Here is a 19,962-nt window from a genome sequence, read left to right as displayed (position 1 = left end):
TAGGACTTTTTTGAACTTGAAACTTGGAATTTGGAATTTGGAACTTTAAACCCTAAGACGGGTTTTTAATTTGCCAGAACTTACTTTTCACTGACCAAATCAATTCGTTCAGACGGACGAGAGAGGCGAATGGTTGTGTAGTTATTTATTTCTGTAAACATACTGTTTTATATAGACCTACAAGGTTTTGAAAACCTTGCAGGTCAACGGAAAGCTCTTTGATCACTAAATCGACAAAACAATAAATGTGTTCAAGAGGAAGTTGCTCAAACCTTTCAGGTTTTGAAAACCTGAAAGGTTTTTACATGATATTCATTTTAAAGAATCTTGCATCTTTTTGGACATTCCTCTGACCACCATCTCGTAGGAATGGTCAATGAGTTCAGTAAGGAGTTTTGGAGAAATTTCATCCAAAGTCAAATCGATTGTGTTCCAATGTTTTTTACTCATGTGGTAGCCAGGATAAATGGCCTCATACTCAGCTCGTAATTCTTCGGCATAATCAGGATCGCACTTCAGATTCACTGCTTTTTGACCTGCTTCCCATTTCTCCAAACCTATTAATGCAAACATTTTGCCTAACACTTTAAAAACAAGTGTATCGGGATCAAAAGGAAAATCTTCGGTGACTTCTTTTTTAGAGATACAATATTGGCGAAGTTGTTCGATGTTCATAAATACGCGTTTAAATTTAAATAGCAGGTATTTAAATTTAATGTTTTTGAACGAAATCCTAAAAGTATTTTCCTATCCATTTACAATCGGGGATGCCTTCCACGGATATAATCGAAACTTTATCAGGAAAAGACGCCATCACATTGGGATCTGTTTTATGGATATTTTCAATCTTATATTCGATAAAATTGAAACCTTCTTTAAGGTTCAGATTAAAACTATAAGCAATTTCCATATCTGGATCATCACTCATGCTCGAGCGTGTTTGAATACACTCGCCTTCATATGTAAAAGCAGAGGACACATAAATCAATTCAAAGTAAGAACCCAAAACAGGCTCTTCATAACCAGGATCTTGAACCCAAGGCATCATCGCTTCGTCAGAAACAGCTATTATTACACCTGCATAAGGATTGTCGGCAGTGGTTAGTGTGAGCGCTCCTGCTTCAAAAGACGGACGATTATCTTTATCAGAAATCATTCTTAGACCTTCATTACACACGCTAAAGACCGTGTAAATCAAATCTTGCATAAAGTTTTCTTCAGTTTCCTTAGAAATCTCTGGAAGAGTTTTAGGAAATTGGAAATTGATTACGCCCGATTTTGTCAGCGTACCAATAGTAATAGGATGCTCCATCCCGAATGGAAATACGACCACACTTACATCTGAGTTAGCCAATGCATAATCCTCCAATTTTGGTCGGTCTTGGGAAAATCCTAAGGTGATAAAAAACAAACTGATAATTAAAATTGATGTTTTCATGAGATTAGTTTTTAGTTTAATAATTGAAATAATGCATCGGTAATTTCAAGATATAAGTTTGGAGCAAAAACAGCCAATCACCATAAAGGACCAATAATCCTAACAAGCCTATTCGCAATAAAGCTATCGTCGATACAAGGCCCCAATGTTGCTTGCTGGGTTTTTGTTAGATTATAAAACACATCAACAATTTGATGCTTGAAGTATTTGGACTTTAGCTTTCAGTTTTAATGAACCTTTCAATCGTTAAACACGGCTCTAAAAAAATAAGTTGCATCCTTAGGTATTGAAGCTATTATGCTATGCTCGTGTTTTTTAAACCGCGACCTATCCTCTTCTGGCGCATCCGGAAAATGATGTGTCCCAATCACTTCTGTCTCTACTAAATTCCAACCGGTTTTAAAACTTAAGTTATAAACTACATTGGTTTCAACTATTAATGGTGTTCCTGTATTGCTTAAATCGCCTTTCCAATTTTCATTGGCATTGACTGCACATGGCTTATCAACATAGACCCATGACAATATATAACCTTCATCACCAAAATATAAGTCTCCAGGGATTAATAAATTGCGTGTTACTTTAACGGAGTTGCCAATGGTTAATGTTCCGATTTTTTGATCATTTTGATACACTAATAAATATGAATTAAGTTTAAAACCTGCATCTCCATTGTTATAATGATAAGAATCTGGATTGTGAATATCATAAAACGCATTGTTATTCTTGAAGTTATTTAAGGGTTGCAAAATAGGAACTGCATTTGTTGGATGCAACTCGATAGTGCCGTCAGATTTAATTACGCCAACTTTCACATAATTGAGTTGGTCTTTTCTTGAATCGTAAGAATAACTAAACACAAGATCGGCTGTTCCATTTTTCCAATTTTCCAGTTTGTTATTGTTTTTACTGGCCATCGTGTTGTGCCAGTATTTATCTATGGTTTTGGTGCTTGAAGATATCGATTTTACTTTTTGGGACGTTTTTTTATTTTTTTCCATCTCCCCAGCCTGTTTCATGATGGCTTTAATCTCTGGCGTATTCATAATGCTATCGCGCATCCGCTCGGCTTTCTCAATCATTTTTTGCTGCTCAGGTGTTTGAGCATAGGATGAAAATCCCATAATTAGTATCAGAAGTAAGATAATTTTTTTTAATGTTTTCATGATTTTTCTGTTTATAATCTTTCAGAGGCTCGGTTATACATAAATCTGTTTCTAAGCTAAACTTCGTTTATCTGTACAGTTGGAACGCTATAATCAACTATAGGGATTTGTGCTTCCTCCCATGAAACTGATAAGATTATCCAATCCGGGCATACTTCCCAATCTCCCACCACCAACACCATAGCAAATGGTTTTTGCAACATTGAATGCCAATTCTTTTAAAGCTTGGGTAATTTTAGCATCCATACCAGTTGTATCCATAATCACAATAGATTCACATACTATAGCATACAACTTGGTTAATGTCACGCCGTAGGTAGCAACGATGCTAAGCGCCATCCCACCAATGGAATTCACACCTCCCATTTTTTGGATAATAGATATGTAGATACTCATCACAATCATTATTCTGTTAAGCTCGGCAATCATCTCTTCACTTCCACCACCGCCAGTGTCATCTCTCAAAATTCCGTACAATTCACCTTGAGCGTTGATTGTCCAAAATGCCGTTTGGGTTCCAGAGCCATCAAATATTTTTATATTGCCATCGCCCCGATAAATACGTTCATACCAATACATATAATCCGTGCTGTTACGATCCAAATTTTCATACCAATTATTTGAAAGCGCGTTAGTACGCTCAACAAGGGGTATTCCTCCTAAAAGTGTTAAGGTGCTCGTGTCAAAAAGAGCTGCTTCCCGTATGGCCAATTGCGCTGTTTTGCCAAGATTGACTTTAAAACTATCTCCCTTGTCTTTAGCAAAACTCACATAATTGGACGTTGGTAAAAAATCAAAGGACTCTTTAGTCTTTTTCTCTTCAATATGAAGCTGTTGCTTGTAGATGCAAACTCGCATTCCGGAGGCAAATGTGAAAGAACTATCAGTAACATGGTCATCTAACGGCGCCAATAAAGACATTGGCTTTGAATGGTACTGATATCCACCTTTTTCAAATTCTATTTTAGCAGTTTCTAAATCGTCATTCAAAAGCGCTTCGCCCCAGCCGCGGGTTGAAAGTTTATATTTTAGCAAATCCACTATTGAGGTTGCCATAGTTGGTCCTTCACCTTCAAAATAAAAACTCAATCCGCCCAATATCAAACTTTTTACATCTAAAAAATCAGCATTGGTAGGTACCTGATTTTTTTGTGCAATGGGATCCCAACCTGCCAAAACACGTTTTACCAGTGTCTTGCCAACTTTAATATTGAGATATATGCCGATAATGCCTTGGTTGATTTCCGAGGAATCTGTTGCCAGTGTATATTGTGCTTTTGCAATTAATCGTTTTTGATCCATTTGAAGCTCCACCTCATGATTTTCTTCGGAAATAGCATAAAATGAGAAGGTATATGGCGGGATATCCATACCGTTAACATGAGACACAATTCCTTCTAAAGTGGCTGCTTGATCTTCCGCATCAATTACTGAACCATTGGTCACAGCTGCCATTTGATTAAACGTATTTATGGTATGTGTTGCAGTAGAATTATAAACATTAAGAATAATAACTGGTGGTCCGTTTTGGTAGGTTGCCAAATTCTTTTCCTCGTAGACATCATCATTATGACCATCAGTGGCAAAAACCACTAAATCGTAACTGGTTTTAGATGCTTTCAACAACCAAGTAAACAAATTTGAAGTGGTAACCCATTTGCCAACTTTGGCCGCAGGGAAATTTTCCAGTATTTTCTCCTCAATTGACGACACAAAAAGATCCATGTTTTCTTGGTAATAGGCTTTTGGCATGCTATAAGAACCATCATATAAAATTAGAACTGACGGTGTCTTCCTATTGGATTCCATTAAAACCTGAATGGGTTGTTTATTATCTGCAAATGCAAAATCACTGGCTTGCAAACCTTCTACAACCTGTCCATCAGCATTGGTTGGTCTTACTTCCAGTTTTACCAAGGATTTATTTACAGGAAGAGCCTTAATTGAAATTTCACTTATGGTTTTAAGTAATTGTGCACTAGATGAATTAACAACGATAGGTGATTTGCTGCCTGTTTGAATATCCGGAAGTTGTATTTTCTGACCTTCCAAGGTAAAAGGATCAGCAATAAATGAACGCTCTTCCATAACTTCAAGTGGACTGTCAAAGTTCTGATAGGCCAATGATGGCGTAAAAATGCGCAAGCTGCCAATAGGTGTATAGGCAGATTGTTCTAAATCTAATCCGTTAAGATTTGCAAAATGGATTTGACTCCCTATTAAATCCCTCGCTTTCCAATTGCCCGAAATCATTTCCAATTCCTTATCGGGATGAATCGATTCCCTATAGGTAATATTGATTTCGACAGTGTCGTCATTCAATTTTACCGAATCGGCTTCCTTCAATGCGCCATCATTTTTTAGTTTTCCGAAAGAAATATTAGGATCAAACAGATGTGCATAAGCTGTAATACCATCCTTTTCAAATTGCACTGTGGGTGTCCGGTAATTGTCCCAGCGTAAATCAAAATTGGTTCTTCTGATATTTTCATTATCTGGAATAAGACTCCAAAGCTTGTCGGCGAGGACTTCAGCCTGAGAGGCATCTATATTCTGATCTGGCATTTCAAAGTTGGAATCGTCTACATTCAGTTCTTTTTTCCATTGCTTCCATTGCTGTTCAGAAACATCAAGATTGAAGTTTCTTTGTATTGGTCGCAAAAAGAAGGTCATCGCTTCTTCGGGAGTAATATCGGTGCGCTCATACATCACTTTAGAAACAAATCCAGCTTCTGAATACATTTGGCTTAATAATTCGGCCTTTTCTCGTGGGGTTGCCATTCCATAACGCAAAACGCCTTTAATCCCCCATTTAAATTGCCAACCTATTTGACCAAGGGCTTTATTTGAAGCAGGCATTAGATAAATTTCGTTCTTTACAAAATTATACATCGCCTCGGCATCCTTTGAGGCTACCAAAGCTTTCATCCGACCTTCCAAATAATCCGGACAAGTTTGCAAGGCCATGAGCATTTCTTCCCAGACTTTATAAGGAATTTTCCCTGAACCTTTATAAGATTGTTCCTCATCTGAACACGCTACAAAAGTCAATGGCATATGCGCTGCCAAATAACACAATGCTAATTCTTGCATAAATGCACGACGGGAATTGTGTTGTAATATATGTGGTTCTTCCGTTGCCATTTGAGATCTCAATTAGGTGGTTGATTGGAAATTTTATTAGTTTTTAAAATTCTTTAAGGCGTTTAAATCAAAGGTATCCCAAAGTGCTTCAACATTCATGTTCTTACCTTCTAATGTAACATAAAATCGATCATTATATAAAAACCTAAGTTCAGAGTGGAAATCAGCTTTAGTGTCTTCATCACGATCGGTTCCAAAAGTCATGATTCCATTTCGTTCTTTTTTTGAATATCGAATTGTATTGTTCATTTCAGATGTCACTTTATTGAGATGTAGCATTTTCAGCGGAAGTACTGCACCCATAGCGTTTTGTCCGGCGGCATCTAAAATTTCCATTCTAATTCTAATGGCATGTTCTCCAAAAGAGCCAACTACAGAATTATCGCTTGTTACACGTGGTTGAGTTGATGAATCGCCACTTAAACCACCCAAGTGTTTTGGAAAAGCTTCCAGCAATTCAGCTTCCGTCAATGGTGTTTGCGTGCCTAACTCTTGTAATAGTGCGTCGTATTTTTCATTTATAACATCATTTCTACCAACAACTTCGTCCATTACACTTTCTATACCTTTGGAATTTGAGACATCTTTACAAGCCACCATTAGCACTATCACGAAGATTAATTTGATTATTGTTCTCATTTTGATCTGATTTTTAGAATTATCCATGATTAGCTTTATCTGTTCAATTCTTTATATTTTTTAAGGGACTCTATATCAAAAGTTTCCCAAAGTTCATCGGGCGTCATCGCTTTTGCACTAAGATTAACCATAAAACGATTGTCAAGAAGCAATTTCATTTCGGTTTCGTTATACTTATAGTCACTTATCGTTTTAAAACCGTCTCTTTCAATTTTGATTAGTTTACTCTTTTCATTGGAAGGCGGCACGTATTCATAAAAACTAAGAAACGTGATCGCTGCAGAGTTTTTATTCCCAACTGCATCGACAATGGAAAGTGCTATTTTCCCATTATTAAATTGCCCATAAACTTGTGACATTCCTGGGATAGCATTGACTTCATCCAACGGAAAACCCATCAACTCCTTAGGAAATGCACGCACTAATTGTTCATCAGTCAAGGGCGTTTTATTTATAAGCGCTTCTTTTAATTTTTCCAATTCAGAGTTCGACGGGCTGTCTTTTTTCTCTTTAGAGACTTCTGTATTTACCGATTTCATTATGGTCTCTCCATCTACTTTAGTGTCATTTTTACAGCTAAATAAAATAGAAAGCGCCAACAAAAAAACTGGTATTTTTGATGTATGTTTCATCTGTAGAAATTAAAATTGTTCAGTAATAATTAATTTTGCCAATTCGATGGTTTTTTCTTTATCCAAACTATCATCATTAGAAATATCGACCTGTAGTGTAAATGAAACGCCGTTATAATACACCTCTAAATGTTGCTTCTCAGAATTCCAATACGCACGCTGGCCAACGCCATTGATTTTTACTAATTCTGGATGTGCTTCAAGATCGATGAAGTCTAAAAAAGATGCCATATCCGCTTCTCCGTCCACCCATTTTAACTGAACGAGATCAGATCGTGGGTAGCTCACTGTTTTACGATTTGAAGCCGATTTTTCTTTCACTTCTTCTCTTCCATTTTCCCAGTAATACCGCAGGGTTTCACCCATCATCCCTTTCATTGTGTGCATTTTATTGGCCTTTGATGCATCGAACCCGGTAATTCTGGATGCCATTTCCAAGGTGAGTAAATCGTCGTAATCACCGCTGAACACGAAATTACTATCTGGATTGGGACTGTCATTGTTCGATATAGGTTCAGTAGTTTGCCCGTTTCCTTTACAAGAAAAAAAGAGCGCTATAAAAATTGATACATAAATATATTTTTTCATGACTTTTGTTAGTTCTTTATGAATTTGACCGTTTGCTTTCCATCATTCTCAGAGTTGATGTTTAGAAAATAAAGACCTTTTGATAAGGTTGAAACATCCAATGAAGAAGACGATGTATTCTTGTTTTGTCTTAAAACAAGTTGCCCTAATTGATTTATAACCTTCAATTTATAATTTGCGCCAACTGGAGTTTCAATAGTTAAAATATTGGAGACTGGATTTGGGTAAACTGAATAAACACTTTGTTCTATAACATCAAGAGATAACACTGCACAGTTTGTCAAAACTGGAGTTCTTACTGATCCGGTGCTAGGTCCGTTTCCTACTTGACCACTGTTGTTATATCCCCAAGCCCAAATATTACCATCTGTTTTCAAGGCTTTTGACTGAAGGTTTCCCGCAGATACAGATTGCCAATCAGTCTCCATACCAATTTGAACAGGAGCATTTCTATTAATGATGGTATTATCGCCTACTGAACCTGCGCCATTCAAGCCCCATGCCCACAAGGTGCCATCCGTTTTTGTTGTGAGAGTATGGTGAACTCCTGCATCAACCGCTTTCCAATCGGTATCTGTTCCTATTTGAGTCGGGGTTATTCGTTGTGAATTTGTACCATCACCTAATTGCCCAAAATTATTAATACCCCAAGCCCATAAGGTGCCGTCAGTTTTTATTGCGATGACGTGTTGATATCCCGTAGCTATGGTTGCCCAGTCCGTATCGGATCCTATTTTAAATGGCACTCGTTTTTCGGTGGTTGTTCCATCGCCCAATTGCCCTCCTGAATTATGTCCCCAAGTCCACAAGGTGCCATCAGTTTTTATGGCTATCGTAAAAATTTCCCCAGCGAAGGCCTTTTCCCACTTGGTAGAGTCATATTGACTTATAATATGAATAGGCAGATGTGAGTTTTCTGAACCACCATTTCCCAATTCACCTTTTACATTAGATCCCCAAGCCCATAAGGATCCATCAGTTTTTATGCCCACACTGTGACTAGGACCTGACGATACCCAATCCCAATCAGTATCTGTACCGATTCTCGTCAAAAACTCTAAGTCTGTATTAGTTCCGTTTCCCAATTGCCCAGACCAGTTATAGCCCCATCCCCATAGCGACCCATCGGTTTTAATGGCAAAACTATGCTTATTTTCTGTCGAAATAAATTTCCAATCTGTATCTGTACCTAATTGTTTTGGGATATTAGAATGAACACTTCCATCCCCTAAACCGTAAGAGCTTAGACCCCAAGTCCATAAGCTACCTTCAGGAGTCAATGCAATGGTATGGGTGTTTCCAACCGATACTGATTGCCAGCATTGACCCTTGCTGCCTTGAGAAAACAATAAAGTTATTCCGATGAATAATAACTTGGTACAAACTAGATTTTTGGTATATAAATGTGATTTCATAATCTTGGTTTTAATTGAACAATCGAGTTAAAACATCTATAAGTGCATTATATAGGTTTGGGAAAAAAATTGCTAAAACACTCAACAAAAAAAGAACTCCCAAAACACCGATGATCAAAAAAGCCCCATCCGTTCTTCCAGGTTCCAATACCGATTGTTTTGGATTTTTAGGATTGTAGAACACATTGACAATTTGGTATTTGGAATATCTTTGTTCGAATTCCTCAGCCAATCTTTTGGAATAGGTTGTGGTATTTGAATAAAAAATCCTTCTGCTGGTAAACGTATGATCACCTAAGCTATATTCATAGTGCAACCTGAATTTTGCACCTAACTGAAATTCTTCTGTAGTGGTAATCATCCCATTTATTTTAGTCCAATGTTTAGAAGCTTTTGAAAGCATGATATTTCGGATGGTAAACAGCAAAAATGGTGTTGTCGAGACTAACACAATCAATGCGGGTGTATGAATATTAAAATTTAAAATCACAGAAGCGTCCATATTATCATTCTTAAACATTAAGAAGTGCCATTTTCAGTCGAAAAAAAATTCATTAGGGTCTGGAATTTAAACATCCGAATTCCAATTATAGGCTTTATTTTTCAGCCCTTTTGCCCCCTTAATTTCTATTTAAAATCAATTGAGTTAGACATAATTCTCCCATCTCCAACCTTATTTTAAACTTGACCCTTCCTCTTTCTGGTCTTGGCATGAAGAAAATAGCGCAAGGAACATGACAATTTTTAGATGTTTTTTCACATTCATTATTTACTAGTTTTTAATGATTTTAATTGTTTGGAAATTCCTATTGTCATCCATCACGTTCAAAACATATAGGCCTCTTGATAATGACGATAGATCCAATTCTGCGGAAGCACTATTACTATCTTGACTCATTACAAGTTGCCCCAAACTATTGACCAGTTTTAAATTGAAATTTTTTGAAGATGGCGATTGAATAAATAATTTATCGGTAACTGGATTGGGATAAAGTTTGACCATTTGATGTTCTAATTGTGAAACAGATAAGGTATAACTAACATTCACTCCAAATTCTGATGTATTTCCATTGGCATCGGTGGCCGTAGCGACAATGTTTTCATAATCAGCGGGATCATAACCACTAGGAAGCTCTATAGTTACGGTTTTAACTCCTGGAGCGGTATATGAATCTGAATCTATAAAAAATTTGCCTTGATCATTGGTTGCCCCAAAAAACTCAATCCATAAAGGATAGGCAGAGTTGGTCACGGAACTTGGAACGGCATAGATGATTTCTATCTGACCTCCTCCCATATACGTAATGGTACTGATTTCTGGGGTGTTTTGAAGATTATTAGGCCCTGTATCAGCATCGCCAATATCATTTTTAGTTGCACCCACCAGATGAATTCCTATATAAGAATTATCAAAAATGCTGTTCTCCAAAATGGATACTTGAGTTGGAGTTCCTGAAGAAGGACTTAACTCTATGCCTGTTTGGTTATTTGCTATACGGTTATACTTGATGGAATTACCTGTGTTGGCACCTGTAATGAAGATACCGCTATAGTTATTTCCAATATTGGAAGTACCGTCTAAACCCACGCCTATAGAATTATACCCTACGCTATTGTTACTCGAGTTTTCAACCATGAGTATGCCATGGGTACCATGATTGCCGAAGATATTCCCTTCAGCTGCAGTAGTACCTCCTATCCTATTATTACTGGAACTATTCAATGTCAAACCAACGCCCACATTGATAACTCCCGTATTCCCGTCGGGCAATGTTCCTACTTTATTGCTATAGAAATGAACCTCCTCTGCTAAAACAAAACTCACGTTTATGGATCGGCCCATAATGGTACCGTTACCCGAAATCGTATTGTGGGACACCTTGGTATCGGTTAATGTTCCGCCTAAGATTAAGCCTTCGTAACCATTGCTGATGACTCCTGTGCCCTGCGCATTTAATCCTATATAATTATTCTGAATATTGTGTCCAATCCCAGAAACTGAAATTCCAAAATTGCTATTTCCAGAAATAATGTTTCGATTGGATGGATCAGCACCTCCAACGGTCGTGTTTGTCGAGGCAGCTCTAATGGATACTCCTATGGCATTAGGCACCGCCCCATTGCCCGCAGCGTTTAATCCTATGTAATTTCCGATCACCAGGTTATTCCTACCACTAGTTAAAGAAATCCCGGTATCATTCCCCGAGATCACATTTCGAGAATTTACTGAAGTGCCACCAATGCTATTATTATTGGTTTGTCCTCCATTCATAATTATGCCCCTTCCGTTAGGCAGGGCGATAGTTCCGGTAACATCAACACCAATATAGTTTCCTTGAACTGTATTGGAACTCACAGAATCTAAAGTGTCATCACCTTGAAAATAAAGGCCAAATAGTCCATTTCCGGAAATTAGGTTTCCTTCTCCCACTTGATCGGTTCCAATCTCATTATCATGGGCTCCAAACAGCACAAAAATTCCGCCTCTTACATTGGGAATGGATTTGGTTCCCGTAATATCCGTACCAATATAGTTTCCGATAATTTTATTACCATAAGCCTCCGGTCCTGAAACTGCGATTCCAGTTCCTACCTTGTCATCAGTTTCAGAATAGCTTCCAGAAATAATATTACGGGCCGCCTCTGTATTGCCTCCCAGAATATTGTTGTGGGCATTTAAAAATTGAACATTATAAACGTTTCCTCTATTTAAAGTCCCAGTAATATCCGTACCAATTAAGTTACCTTGAACCCTATTATTAGTAGCGGCAGAATTTGTGGCGAGGCCTTCAAAAGTAACTCCGGCTGCCCGGTTTCCTGAAATTAAATTCCCCTGATTTGGTTGGACTCCTCCAACAAGGTTTCCGCCCGAATTTCTGAAATACATACCATCACCAGTGTTGGCATTAACGGTCGTTCCATCTCCCCTCATCCCAATATAATTGGCCTGAATAATATGATTCCCAGTATTTGCATATATCCCATAACCCCGACTAAATGGATAGTCCACTAAACGTTTAAAGCCACCAATACTTAATCCGTAAATTTCACTACCCTCAGAACTCCCTATAAGTTGTAGCCCATTTCTATCTGTTGGTAATGCATTGCCATCTATCTCGATGAGAGGTGCATTAGTATAACCAGGCTGAGTACGTCCATCGATGATAATAGGTCTCGTGATAGATGGTAATATATCATCCATAACCGCAATGACAAATGGTCCCGTGCCAGAAATATTGAAATGAATGACATCCTTCGTGCTGGTTTTATTTGCATTTTGAATGGCAGCTCTCAAAGTGCAATTCCCGTTGACATCTGCACAAACCGTGTCATTAATATTGTTATCAGGTAGATTGTCCACACTGTTAACCGTATAGGTCGTTTGTGAAAATAGGGTAACTGTAAACGTTACGCTCAGCAAAAAAAGTAGTAGTTTTTTCATGACTTTCTTATTTAGATGATTATTTGATTTTTAATGATCTACTACATGAATGTATAATCAGATTTGTTGATCGACTTTTGAACTTCCTCAAGCCCTATACATTCCATGGTGGCATTCTCTTTTTTATTTTTAAGATTTCTCATATCCATATGGATCATTAGAATTTTATCGTCTTCATTGAAATAATCCTTGAGCGCATCAGGAATTTTTGTCCTGCTGTTTTTATAAATGTCATCAAAGCTTATTTCGGCATCCGTAATAAAATACATGGTCATCTCATAGTCCTCATTGACCGCTTTGACGCCTTTACAATCATATCCGTTTATGGTTTTGTCAGGCAAGGTTTCAAAAGTGAAATTTTCTGGTACTTCATTGGCTTCCTCTAAATCTATCTCTGGCATTTGATTGACCATACCAATATTGTTACCATCAGACGCCATAAATACAGCCATTATATTATGATCAGTATCCATGACCGTGAACATATTGTTCATCATTGCAGAAGTGAATCCGAAATAAGCTGCATCAGGTTTTAGATAATAATCAAAAACGATCTCCCCTTCTTTAGTGGACATTTTTAATGAATATTTCCAAGTGAAATCATAATTATCGGCAACCAAAGAAGGATCTGCCTTTTCTTTACTTCCTCCAAACGGATTGATGTCAAACATTTTGTCCATGGATTTGGTCGCTTTTTCAGCGGCCTTATTGGCCGTTTTTTCGATAACTGCATTCTCTACTTTTTGTTCTACTCGCTTTTTGAGTTTTTTAAGAAACTGTGCATTCGCATCTGGGACAAAAACCAGGCAACACAGTAATAATATCAAATAATGAGACAGATTTGTTTTAACTTTTAGCGTTTTCATGAGTTATAGGGTATTAAAAATTAATTGTGAAGCATTCACTTCTTTAACTTCAAACTTTGATCTATCAAGTGAGAACATGTCACCTGGAAGAAACATATCTCCAGGAAGAAACATGTCGCCAGGAAGAAACATATCTCCAGGAAGGAACATATCTCCGGGTAATTTCTTTTTATCCGTATACATGGTAATGACTGCTCCTTTATTTGGTTTCATCCGATTATTCTCCATTTTATAATTGCCTTTTAACACGCCTAAAAAGAACTTCTTTTTAGGATACTTTTTAACCAGCATTTCAGTGCTTTCTTTTTCGAAGAGCTCTAAACCTTCAATCTTGTTGGACTTTTTATTCACTACAAATACTACTTTGGTAGATTTCAACTGTCGTCTCTGTGAATAGGTGTTCTGTACTGCAAAACCCAATACAATCAGGCATAGGATCATTTTAGTTTTCATTATGTTTGATTTTTAGGTGATTGATCTTTAGTGGAACAAAAAACACAGTTGTTTTTAAATTCCATTCATAGTGATTTTTAGTCTAAATACTAATGAAGCACTATGCAAACAAATTTAGATAGGAGATTTGTAAAGGGATACCATATTTGTAACAACCTATAGAACAGGTGTAACATTGAGGCCATTTGACGGGGAATTTGCTATTTTTTTAGATACTCGTTAGGTGTCTCTCCGTAGAGTTTCTTAAAACATTTTATAAAATAGGAAGGAGTATTAAATCCGACCATATAGGCCACTTCATTGATGCTATATTCGGAAGCTTGCAGAATAAGTGTGGCTTGTTTCAAGCGTTGTGATCTTATGAAATTTGACGTAGAAAGTCCTGTATAGGCCAACATTTTTCGGTGCAGTTGCATTCGGCTCATACCGACCTGCTTACTGAACGTATCGGCATTAAACTCTGGATCAGATAAGTTTTGATCCAATATTTTTTGAACCTTTTTCAAAAAGACTTCATCGGCTGATGTTACCGCAATTTCCTGAGGCCTAAAGAGATTATCCTGTTGGTAGCGTTTATGTAATTTTTTCCGATTTTCTATAATATTATGAATCTTAATTTGAAACGTTCGGGGATTAAATGGCTTTGTAATATAGTCATCTGCACCAGTGGCCAAACCTATAATCTCATTGGTTTCATCTGTTTTTCCGGTCAGCATAATAATCGGAATATGGGACGTTCGATCATCCTGTTTTAAGGTTTTACAGAGTTCAAATCCAGTCTTTATCGGCATGACCACATCCGAAATGATAATATCAGGAATGTGCTTAAACGCTTTTTCAATACCTTCAGATCCGTTTTTCGCCTTGATCACCCTAAAATCAGCGGTCAGCAACGATTTAATGAAGTTTCGAATATCCTGGTTATCATCAACCACCAAGGCGATTGGCTTTGTATTGGGCTGTTTGTTCTTTGGCGTTATCTCTAGGTGCGATTCAATCGTTTGAAAGGGTACTGTATAATCGATCTCGTTTTCGGAAAAAGCCTCTTTTCTAATGGGTAAATTGATTACAAATTTCATTTTTGTGGTTCCTAAATAGGAGGCCTCAATAGTGCCGTGGGCTAAAGTAGCGAGTTCCTTAACTAAGGAAAGACCAATCCCAGAGCCTTCCGAATCTTCATTGATTTGATGAAATCGATTAAATATCTTGGAAATATTCTGTTCTACGATGCCATCGATATCGTTTATAAAAGTCATTTTACACCGCCCCAGATGATCTTCTTTCACGTGTAAATAAATCTCTCCCCCTTTTGACGTATATTTTATAGCATTAGAAAAAAGGTTGTTTACTATTTTTTCAACAATATCTGCATCAAACCACGCATTCTCAATCTCCGGAATGGAGGCTTTAAGTTTCAATCCATGTTGCTCTGCCAAAAATTGAAAGGATTCCGTAATTACCTTTAAATACAATCCTAAATCATGCTGCTTCACCTTGAGTCTCAACTTCCCAGATTCCAACTTTGATAATTCCAGCAATTGATCGACCAAGTTTAAGAGTTGGTTAGTGTTACGTTCTACTAATTTCAGATCGTTTTTTGCTTCTGACTTTAAATCATTGCGAAGCAATTGCTTTTTTATTGGCGCGGTGATGAGCGTTAACGGCGACCGAAATTCATGGGCCAAATTGGTGTATAGTTTTGTTTTGTATTCGTCCAACCGCTTTAATCGCACCGATTCTTCTTTTTCCTGTTTTAAGTCCAACTGCATTTTCCAACGCCATTTAAAATAATAATAGGTGAGAAAAGCCAATACCATGCTCAGAAAAATATAGGCAAAAAGCATCCAATTACTTAAATACCATGGTTTTGAGATAACAAAAGAAAGACTTTCCGGCACGTCATTCCAAACACCATCATAATTACTTGATTTTACTAAAAACTGGTAATTTCCTGAAGCCAAATTGGTGTATCTCACCTTATTGGTAAACTTGGAGTCGATCCAATCTTGATCATAATTCTCTAACTTATAACGATAATTATTTTTCTTAGGAAGCGAAAACTGTAAACTTGAAAATGTAAATGATAACGTATTTTGCTTATAATTAAGGATAGTATCATTGGTTAAAGGGAGACTTCTATTAAACACCTCGAAATTGGTCAAAACTGTTTTTGGAATGACTTTATTCTCTTGAATCTCGGCAGGATTGAACCAATAGAACCCCTCTAACCCGCCAAAATAAAGACTATTGTTTTTGGCCTTAAAATAGGCTCCTGTATTGAACTCGGTGGCCAATCCGTCATAATTATTATAATTGACTATGACTGGTTTGTGTTTAAGATTTTCCGGAGGTTCTATCATAGTAATCCCTCTATTGGAACTCAACCATAGATTGTTTTCTGAATCTGGAAGAATGGCATAAATCACATTATTTGGCAAACCGTCTTCCATGGTGTATTGGTAATATTCGCCGTTCTTAATGTCAAAAACCACGAGTCCATCCCCGTTGGTCCCTACCCATAACAGACCCTTGTTATCGTAATAAAGCGATTTTATTTTTTTAAATAAACTTTTATCTTCAACCTGAAAATCTTTCAAGACATCCGTAATAACTTCAGTTTTAGTGTTAAATGAAAAAACACCATCTTCCTCTGTACCAATCCAGAGCTTATCCTTTTCGCCGGGGATGGTAATTCTTATATTGTTGCTCATTAAACCCTTTGAAGCATCAATTATTTTTAAAACCCCTTTATATTTATCAAATTGAATCAGTCCATTATCCCTGGTTGAAAGCCAAATATTTTGAGCTTCGTCTTTTAAAATACTCCAAATGGTTTGCGCAGGAAGGGCTATGCTGGTCGTATGGTTGTAATGGGTTATTCTTCCATTGGCCTGCAAGATGTTTAAACCACCTTCTTGTGTTCCAATCCACAACTCATCTTCAACATCATCTGTAAATAAACTCACTATTCGGTTAGAACTCAAACCGTTCTTCGATCTGACATAGGTTTTCCATTGGTTAGTTTGCGGTGAATAGGCAGAAAGACCTTTGCCGCTGGTACCAATCCAAACCTTTTTATTCTTATCCACATGGATGGCTCTCACCAAATCAATATGGATACCTTCCGGAGTTTGGTTATTATTTATGAAATTGAATTTCTCAAGATATTCATCATAAAAACTAATTCCCGCGCCATCGGTTCCAAACCACAGCGTGCCCGTGTAGTCTTCAAAAATGCATAGAATGTCATTGTGACGTATGGCTCTTGGATCTTGTTTTTTTACTTCAAAATGTTTTATCTGAGAACTGTTGAGATTCAGTTTAAAAAGTCCGTTGCCAAAAGTTCCTACCCACAATCTGTTTTTTTTATCTAAATGCATCGATAAGATATTCAGATTGTCCGGCAACTCAAAATCATCTTCATTTAGAGCATTGATCCGTTTAAAATCAGACGATTCACCATCCTTATGCCACAAACCATTCCCGTAGGTCCCTAGCCAAATCCCATCTAATCCATCTGCTATTAATTTGCTGTAATTTACTTTCGAATCTGTATCGCCATCCGGAAAATAATTTTGGATGGCACCGTCTTGATCGATACTTATGATTTTTCCCTGACTAGTAATCCAAAGCGTTCCCTGAGGATCTTCAGCAATTGAAAAAATAGTCTTTATTTGGTAGGATGAAAGCACAGAAACCATCCTGCCGCTTGTAAAATCTTTCTTGAATACACCAGATGCGTAGGTCCCAAACCAGTAATTTTTTTTACGATCCTGAAATACGGTACTGACATCTTGCAAATTTGAAAACGAAGTAAATCTATTTTCCTTTTTATTATAGATTTGGGGGTTTTTAGATATAGGAATTGTAATAATATTGCCATCCCTATCGGTATAAATTTGGCCCAAATAACTGTAATCGGGCCGTGTAATATCGACAAAAAACTCGTTAAATATTTCAAATTGATGCCCGTCATACTTATTGAGACCATCCTGTGTAGCTAACCATAAATAGCCTATACTGTCTTGAGTGACAGAAACCACACTATTTTGAGAAAGACCGTCATGAACCGATAATTGCCTAAAAGATACTTGGGATTGACCAAAAAGTTGAGCCATACCAAAAACATACATCATACAACAAAGTATATTCTTGTTAATTTGTATATTTTTTGATGTCTTATCCATTCTACTGATTTTAGTTGTTTTCAGGCTTCATTTGGAGGTTTCATCTGGAAAAACGGTCTCAAGAATCATTTCAATGCCTTTTTACTTTATTTATGATCCTCTGCAGATGTACAAATAGCTCCAAATCCATAAACAGCTATCGTTAGTCTATATTGGTAAAATCAGAACCTTTTCAGACTAACCTGTTAATCAACTCTTAAATATAATCGAAAAAAACAGACCAAATCCTATCATTCCTTTCAAATATTCTTATGTTTCCCACTTTCTATCAATATGTTACCATCGCTACTTAGATGAAATAATTTCCAACCCATTTACGTATCGTCTCTTCAATCCAAAAAATCAGGACACCTATTTACGACGGTCTTTACTGGACGTGGTAAACTTAAATTTCCTTTTCAACACCAGCTTCGGTTTTATTAAAGTTTATGTTTATGACGGAAATAAGAAAGAAAAAAGTTGTTCCAAACAAAAGCCTTTTGAGTTTTTCGTTTTCAATTCATACAGAATCATTTATATTTTATCTTATAAACAACATAAATATGAACGTTTTTTAGAAAAAAACCCCAAATCCGATCTGGAACATCATTATCTAGATGCGTCAAAAGAAAATGACTACAAGCTGGTCAAGGATCTCTATGGCGGCTATAGTGTAGAGTTGCAAGAATTGTTAAACTATCTTTTTGATAATTGGTTTGGGAATAGCCAAAATGCAGATATAAAAATGAAACATGATGTTTCATAAGCCCGTTTAAACTCTTTAAATTTAAACAATAAACTCAATTCAATAATGGTTCATTTCACTATTTCAATGGGTGATTACTGTCATTTTTTAGAAGTCCCAAGTGCGTATCATTAAAAGAGCTTTGGTATTTTAATCCATAACCAAAAACTCGATCAAAAGCTGAATGCGAAAATAAGATGATTCCCACAAGTTGCAAGACATCATTGGCAAGATAAAGACCCAAAAAGTAAACTAAAATGGCCATCCCTTTATGATGAAAAAGGTTATAACTGAGCGCGCCAATTTTTGAATTCACCAAGTATCCAAGCATTCCAATATCCGGGGTCAAGATCAGAACCAAAAACCACCACCAGGCAAAATCTAATTGGTTAAAAGCAAAGATTCCCAGCCCGAACATGGCCAATTCTTCAAATCTCAAAGTCGTTTTCATGTCACTCGAAAATTTTAAATAATACAGGTTTACTCGGTGTTGCATCATTCGCAAACGGAGCTATCTGCAGATTTAACAGATAACTACCGTCCTCTATTTTATTTTTAACATAGATGAGTTCAGTGATGGTGCAATCCATCCTTCTCTCGCCATCAAAATCCCAAAAAGCTTTGTGGGAAGTCAGCTTTCCACCATCATGCTCCCGATCCACACTTGGCAAATCGATCAACAGATGCTTGATACCTTTTTCTCTCATAAATACCATTGCTTCTTCGGTTAAATAGGTCCAATTGGTTTCAGAATACTGTCGGCTTTTTTTGCCTTTTGTATTTGGAAGTGTCCTAATAACCAATGCTTCAGGTATTTTACCTTTCAACAACACCTCTATTTGTTGCCTGGAAATGACCGTGTCGTTCATATAATTTTCCGGAGCGACAGAAATCAATTCCGCAGTAAAGAAAAACTGCTTCAAATTTTTATTGATGGAGTGGAATTCTTCTGTAATATGACCAATACACTCCGTATGCGTACCATGGGCGTGTGGATTGAAATAAATATTGTTAAAGTTGACCGCACCCCCCGCTTTCACATTTCCAATCCAATCACGCGTTTTAACAGGTTCAATTTTCGGTTCTCCAATATACCACGCATTCACATTTGTTTTTGAAGCACGCAGAGGAATGGATATATCAAGGGGTTGAGATAAGTCTATCTCGTAAGTATTTGACTGGTATTGTATGGTTGTTTTCATCATTTTACTTGTATTTCAACTTTTTTTTATCACTTATCCCTCTCAGGGTTCGAAACCCTGAGAGGG

General features: G+C 37.0%; 16 protein-coding genes. 1 reads left to right on the top strand and 15 read right to left on the bottom strand.

From position 1 onward, the window contains the following. Positions 1-312: 312 nt before the first annotated feature. From J4051_RS12895 to J4051_RS12835, 13 genes are all read right to left on the bottom strand, one after another. Entirely contained in the window at positions 313-675 is a 363-nt protein-coding gene (locus tag J4051_RS12895; RefSeq protein ID WP_208234286.1) for an MmcQ/YjbR family DNA-binding protein, read from the bottom strand. Between the two features lie 58 nt (positions 676-733). Continuing rightward, entirely contained in the window at positions 734-1,438 is a 705-nt protein-coding gene (locus J4051_RS12890; RefSeq protein WP_208234285.1) for a hypothetical protein, read from the bottom strand. Positions 1,439-1,677: 239 nt separating this feature from the next. Next, positions 1,678-2,604: a hypothetical protein gene (locus J4051_RS12885; protein WP_208234284.1), complete on the bottom strand. Its 927-nt coding sequence runs from the start codon at positions 2,602-2,604 to the stop codon at positions 1,678-1,680. Positions 2,605-2,697: 93 nt separating this feature from the next. Then, positions 2,698-5,748, bottom strand: a complete 3,051-nt coding sequence (locus J4051_RS12880; RefSeq protein ID WP_208234283.1) for a hypothetical protein — start codon at positions 5,746-5,748, stop codon at positions 2,698-2,700. A gap of 36 nt (positions 5,749-5,784) precedes the next feature. Continuing rightward, positions 5,785-6,387 (bottom strand): hypothetical protein, encoded by a 603-nt coding sequence (locus tag J4051_RS12875; protein WP_208234282.1) that lies wholly within the window; start codon positions 6,385-6,387, stop codon positions 5,785-5,787. Positions 6,388-6,422: 35 nt separating this feature from the next. Continuing rightward, the gene (locus J4051_RS12870) at positions 6,423-7,019 is read right to left on the bottom strand and encodes a hypothetical protein (RefSeq protein ID WP_208234281.1); all 597 of its coding nucleotides are present in this window, start codon (positions 7,017-7,019) and stop codon (positions 6,423-6,425) included. Positions 7,020-7,028: 9 nt separating this feature from the next. After that, positions 7,029-7,607, bottom strand: a complete 579-nt coding sequence (locus J4051_RS12865; protein WP_208234280.1) for a hypothetical protein — start codon at positions 7,605-7,607, stop codon at positions 7,029-7,031. A gap of 8 nt (positions 7,608-7,615) precedes the next feature. After that, on the bottom strand, positions 7,616-9,022 hold the full coding sequence (locus tag J4051_RS12860) for a T9SS type A sorting domain-containing protein (RefSeq protein WP_208234279.1): 1,407 nt from the start codon (positions 9,020-9,022) through the stop codon (positions 7,616-7,618). 10 nt (positions 9,023-9,032) lie between these two features. Next, positions 9,033-9,542, bottom strand: coding sequence for a DUF3592 domain-containing protein (locus J4051_RS12855; protein WP_208234278.1), 510 nt, complete (start codon positions 9,540-9,542; stop codon positions 9,033-9,035). Between the two features lie 252 nt (positions 9,543-9,794). Next, a complete protein-coding gene (locus tag J4051_RS12850) occupies positions 9,795-12,464 on the bottom strand; it encodes a T9SS type A sorting domain-containing protein (protein WP_208234277.1) in 2,670 nt (889 codons plus the stop codon). A 41-nt stretch (positions 12,465-12,505) separates the two neighbouring features. Then, positions 12,506-13,330, bottom strand: coding sequence for a DUF4412 domain-containing protein (locus J4051_RS12845; RefSeq protein ID WP_208234276.1), 825 nt, complete (start codon positions 13,328-13,330; stop codon positions 12,506-12,508). A gap of 3 nt (positions 13,331-13,333) precedes the next feature. Beyond that, entirely contained in the window at positions 13,334-13,783 is a 450-nt protein-coding gene (locus tag J4051_RS12840) for a hypothetical protein (RefSeq protein WP_208234275.1), read from the bottom strand. Positions 13,784-13,983: 200 nt separating this feature from the next. Then, a complete protein-coding gene (locus tag J4051_RS12835; RefSeq protein ID WP_208234274.1) occupies positions 13,984-17,970 on the bottom strand; it encodes a hybrid sensor histidine kinase/response regulator transcription factor in 3,987 nt (1,328 codons plus the stop codon). Positions 17,971-18,346: 376 nt separating this feature from the next. Here J4051_RS12835 and J4051_RS12830 point away from each other — a divergent pair, with 376 nt between their 5' ends. Further along, positions 18,347-18,715, top strand: coding sequence for a hypothetical protein (locus tag J4051_RS12830; protein WP_208234273.1), 369 nt, complete (start codon positions 18,347-18,349; stop codon positions 18,713-18,715). A gap of 58 nt (positions 18,716-18,773) precedes the next feature. Here the strand turns inward: J4051_RS12830 and J4051_RS12825 are convergent, their stop codons facing one another. Together J4051_RS12825 and J4051_RS12820 are read right to left on the bottom strand one after the other, a co-directional pair. Then, positions 18,774-19,145, bottom strand: coding sequence for a DUF4260 domain-containing protein (locus J4051_RS12825; RefSeq protein ID WP_208234272.1), 372 nt, complete (start codon positions 19,143-19,145; stop codon positions 18,774-18,776). Between the two features lies 1 nt (position 19,146). Continuing rightward, positions 19,147-19,896, bottom strand: a complete 750-nt coding sequence (locus J4051_RS12820; RefSeq protein ID WP_208234310.1) for a cyclase family protein — start codon at positions 19,894-19,896, stop codon at positions 19,147-19,149. Positions 19,897-19,962: the final 66 nt, after the last annotated feature.

The organism is Gelidibacter pelagius, from assembly GCF_017581925.1.
Classification (GTDB): Bacteria; Bacteroidota; Bacteroidia; order Flavobacteriales; family Flavobacteriaceae; genus Gelidibacter; species Gelidibacter pelagius.
The sequence above is the reverse complement of the archived record's forward strand: the minus strand, read 5'-3'. Positions and strand labels throughout refer to the sequence as shown.

Coding starts and splice junctions, on each gene's coding strand:
- J4051_RS12860 (WP_208234279.1), bottom strand. CDS start 9,022: ATGAAATCACATTTATATACCAAAAATCTAGTTTGTACCAAGTTATTA.
- J4051_RS12845 (WP_208234276.1), bottom strand. CDS start 13,330: ATGAAAACGCTAAAAGTTAAAACAAATCTGTCTCATTATTTGATATTA.
- J4051_RS12850 (WP_208234277.1), bottom strand. CDS start 12,464: ATGAAAAAACTACTACTTTTTTTGCTGAGCGTAACGTTTACAGTTACC.
- J4051_RS12865 (WP_208234280.1), bottom strand. CDS start 7,607: ATGAAAAAATATATTTATGTATCAATTTTTATAGCGCTCTTTTTTTCT.
- J4051_RS12895 (WP_208234286.1), bottom strand. CDS start 675: ATGAACATCGAACAACTTCGCCAATATTGTATCTCTAAAAAAGAAGTC.
- J4051_RS12855 (WP_208234278.1), bottom strand. CDS start 9,542: ATGTTTAAGAATGATAATATGGACGCTTCTGTGATTTTAAATTTTAAT.
- J4051_RS12870 (WP_208234281.1), bottom strand. CDS start 7,019: ATGAAACATACATCAAAAATACCAGTTTTTTTGTTGGCGCTTTCTATT.
- J4051_RS12825 (WP_208234272.1), bottom strand. CDS start 19,145: ATGAAAACGACTTTGAGATTTGAAGAATTGGCCATGTTCGGGCTGGGA.
- J4051_RS12875 (WP_208234282.1), bottom strand. CDS start 6,387: ATGAGAACAATAATCAAATTAATCTTCGTGATAGTGCTAATGGTGGCT.
- J4051_RS12835 (WP_208234274.1), bottom strand. CDS start 17,970: ATGGATAAGACATCAAAAAATATACAAATTAACAAGAATATACTTTGT.
- J4051_RS12885 (WP_208234284.1), bottom strand. CDS start 2,604: ATGAAAACATTAAAAAAAATTATCTTACTTCTGATACTAATTATGGGA.
- J4051_RS12820 (WP_208234310.1), bottom strand. CDS start 19,896: ATGAAAACAACCATACAATACCAGTCAAATACTTACGAGATAGACTTA.
- J4051_RS12880 (WP_208234283.1), bottom strand. CDS start 5,748: ATGGCAACGGAAGAACCACATATATTACAACACAATTCCCGTCGTGCA.
- J4051_RS12840 (WP_208234275.1), bottom strand. CDS start 13,783: ATGAAAACTAAAATGATCCTATGCCTGATTGTATTGGGTTTTGCAGTA.
- J4051_RS12890 (WP_208234285.1), bottom strand. CDS start 1,438: ATGAAAACATCAATTTTAATTATCAGTTTGTTTTTTATCACCTTAGGA.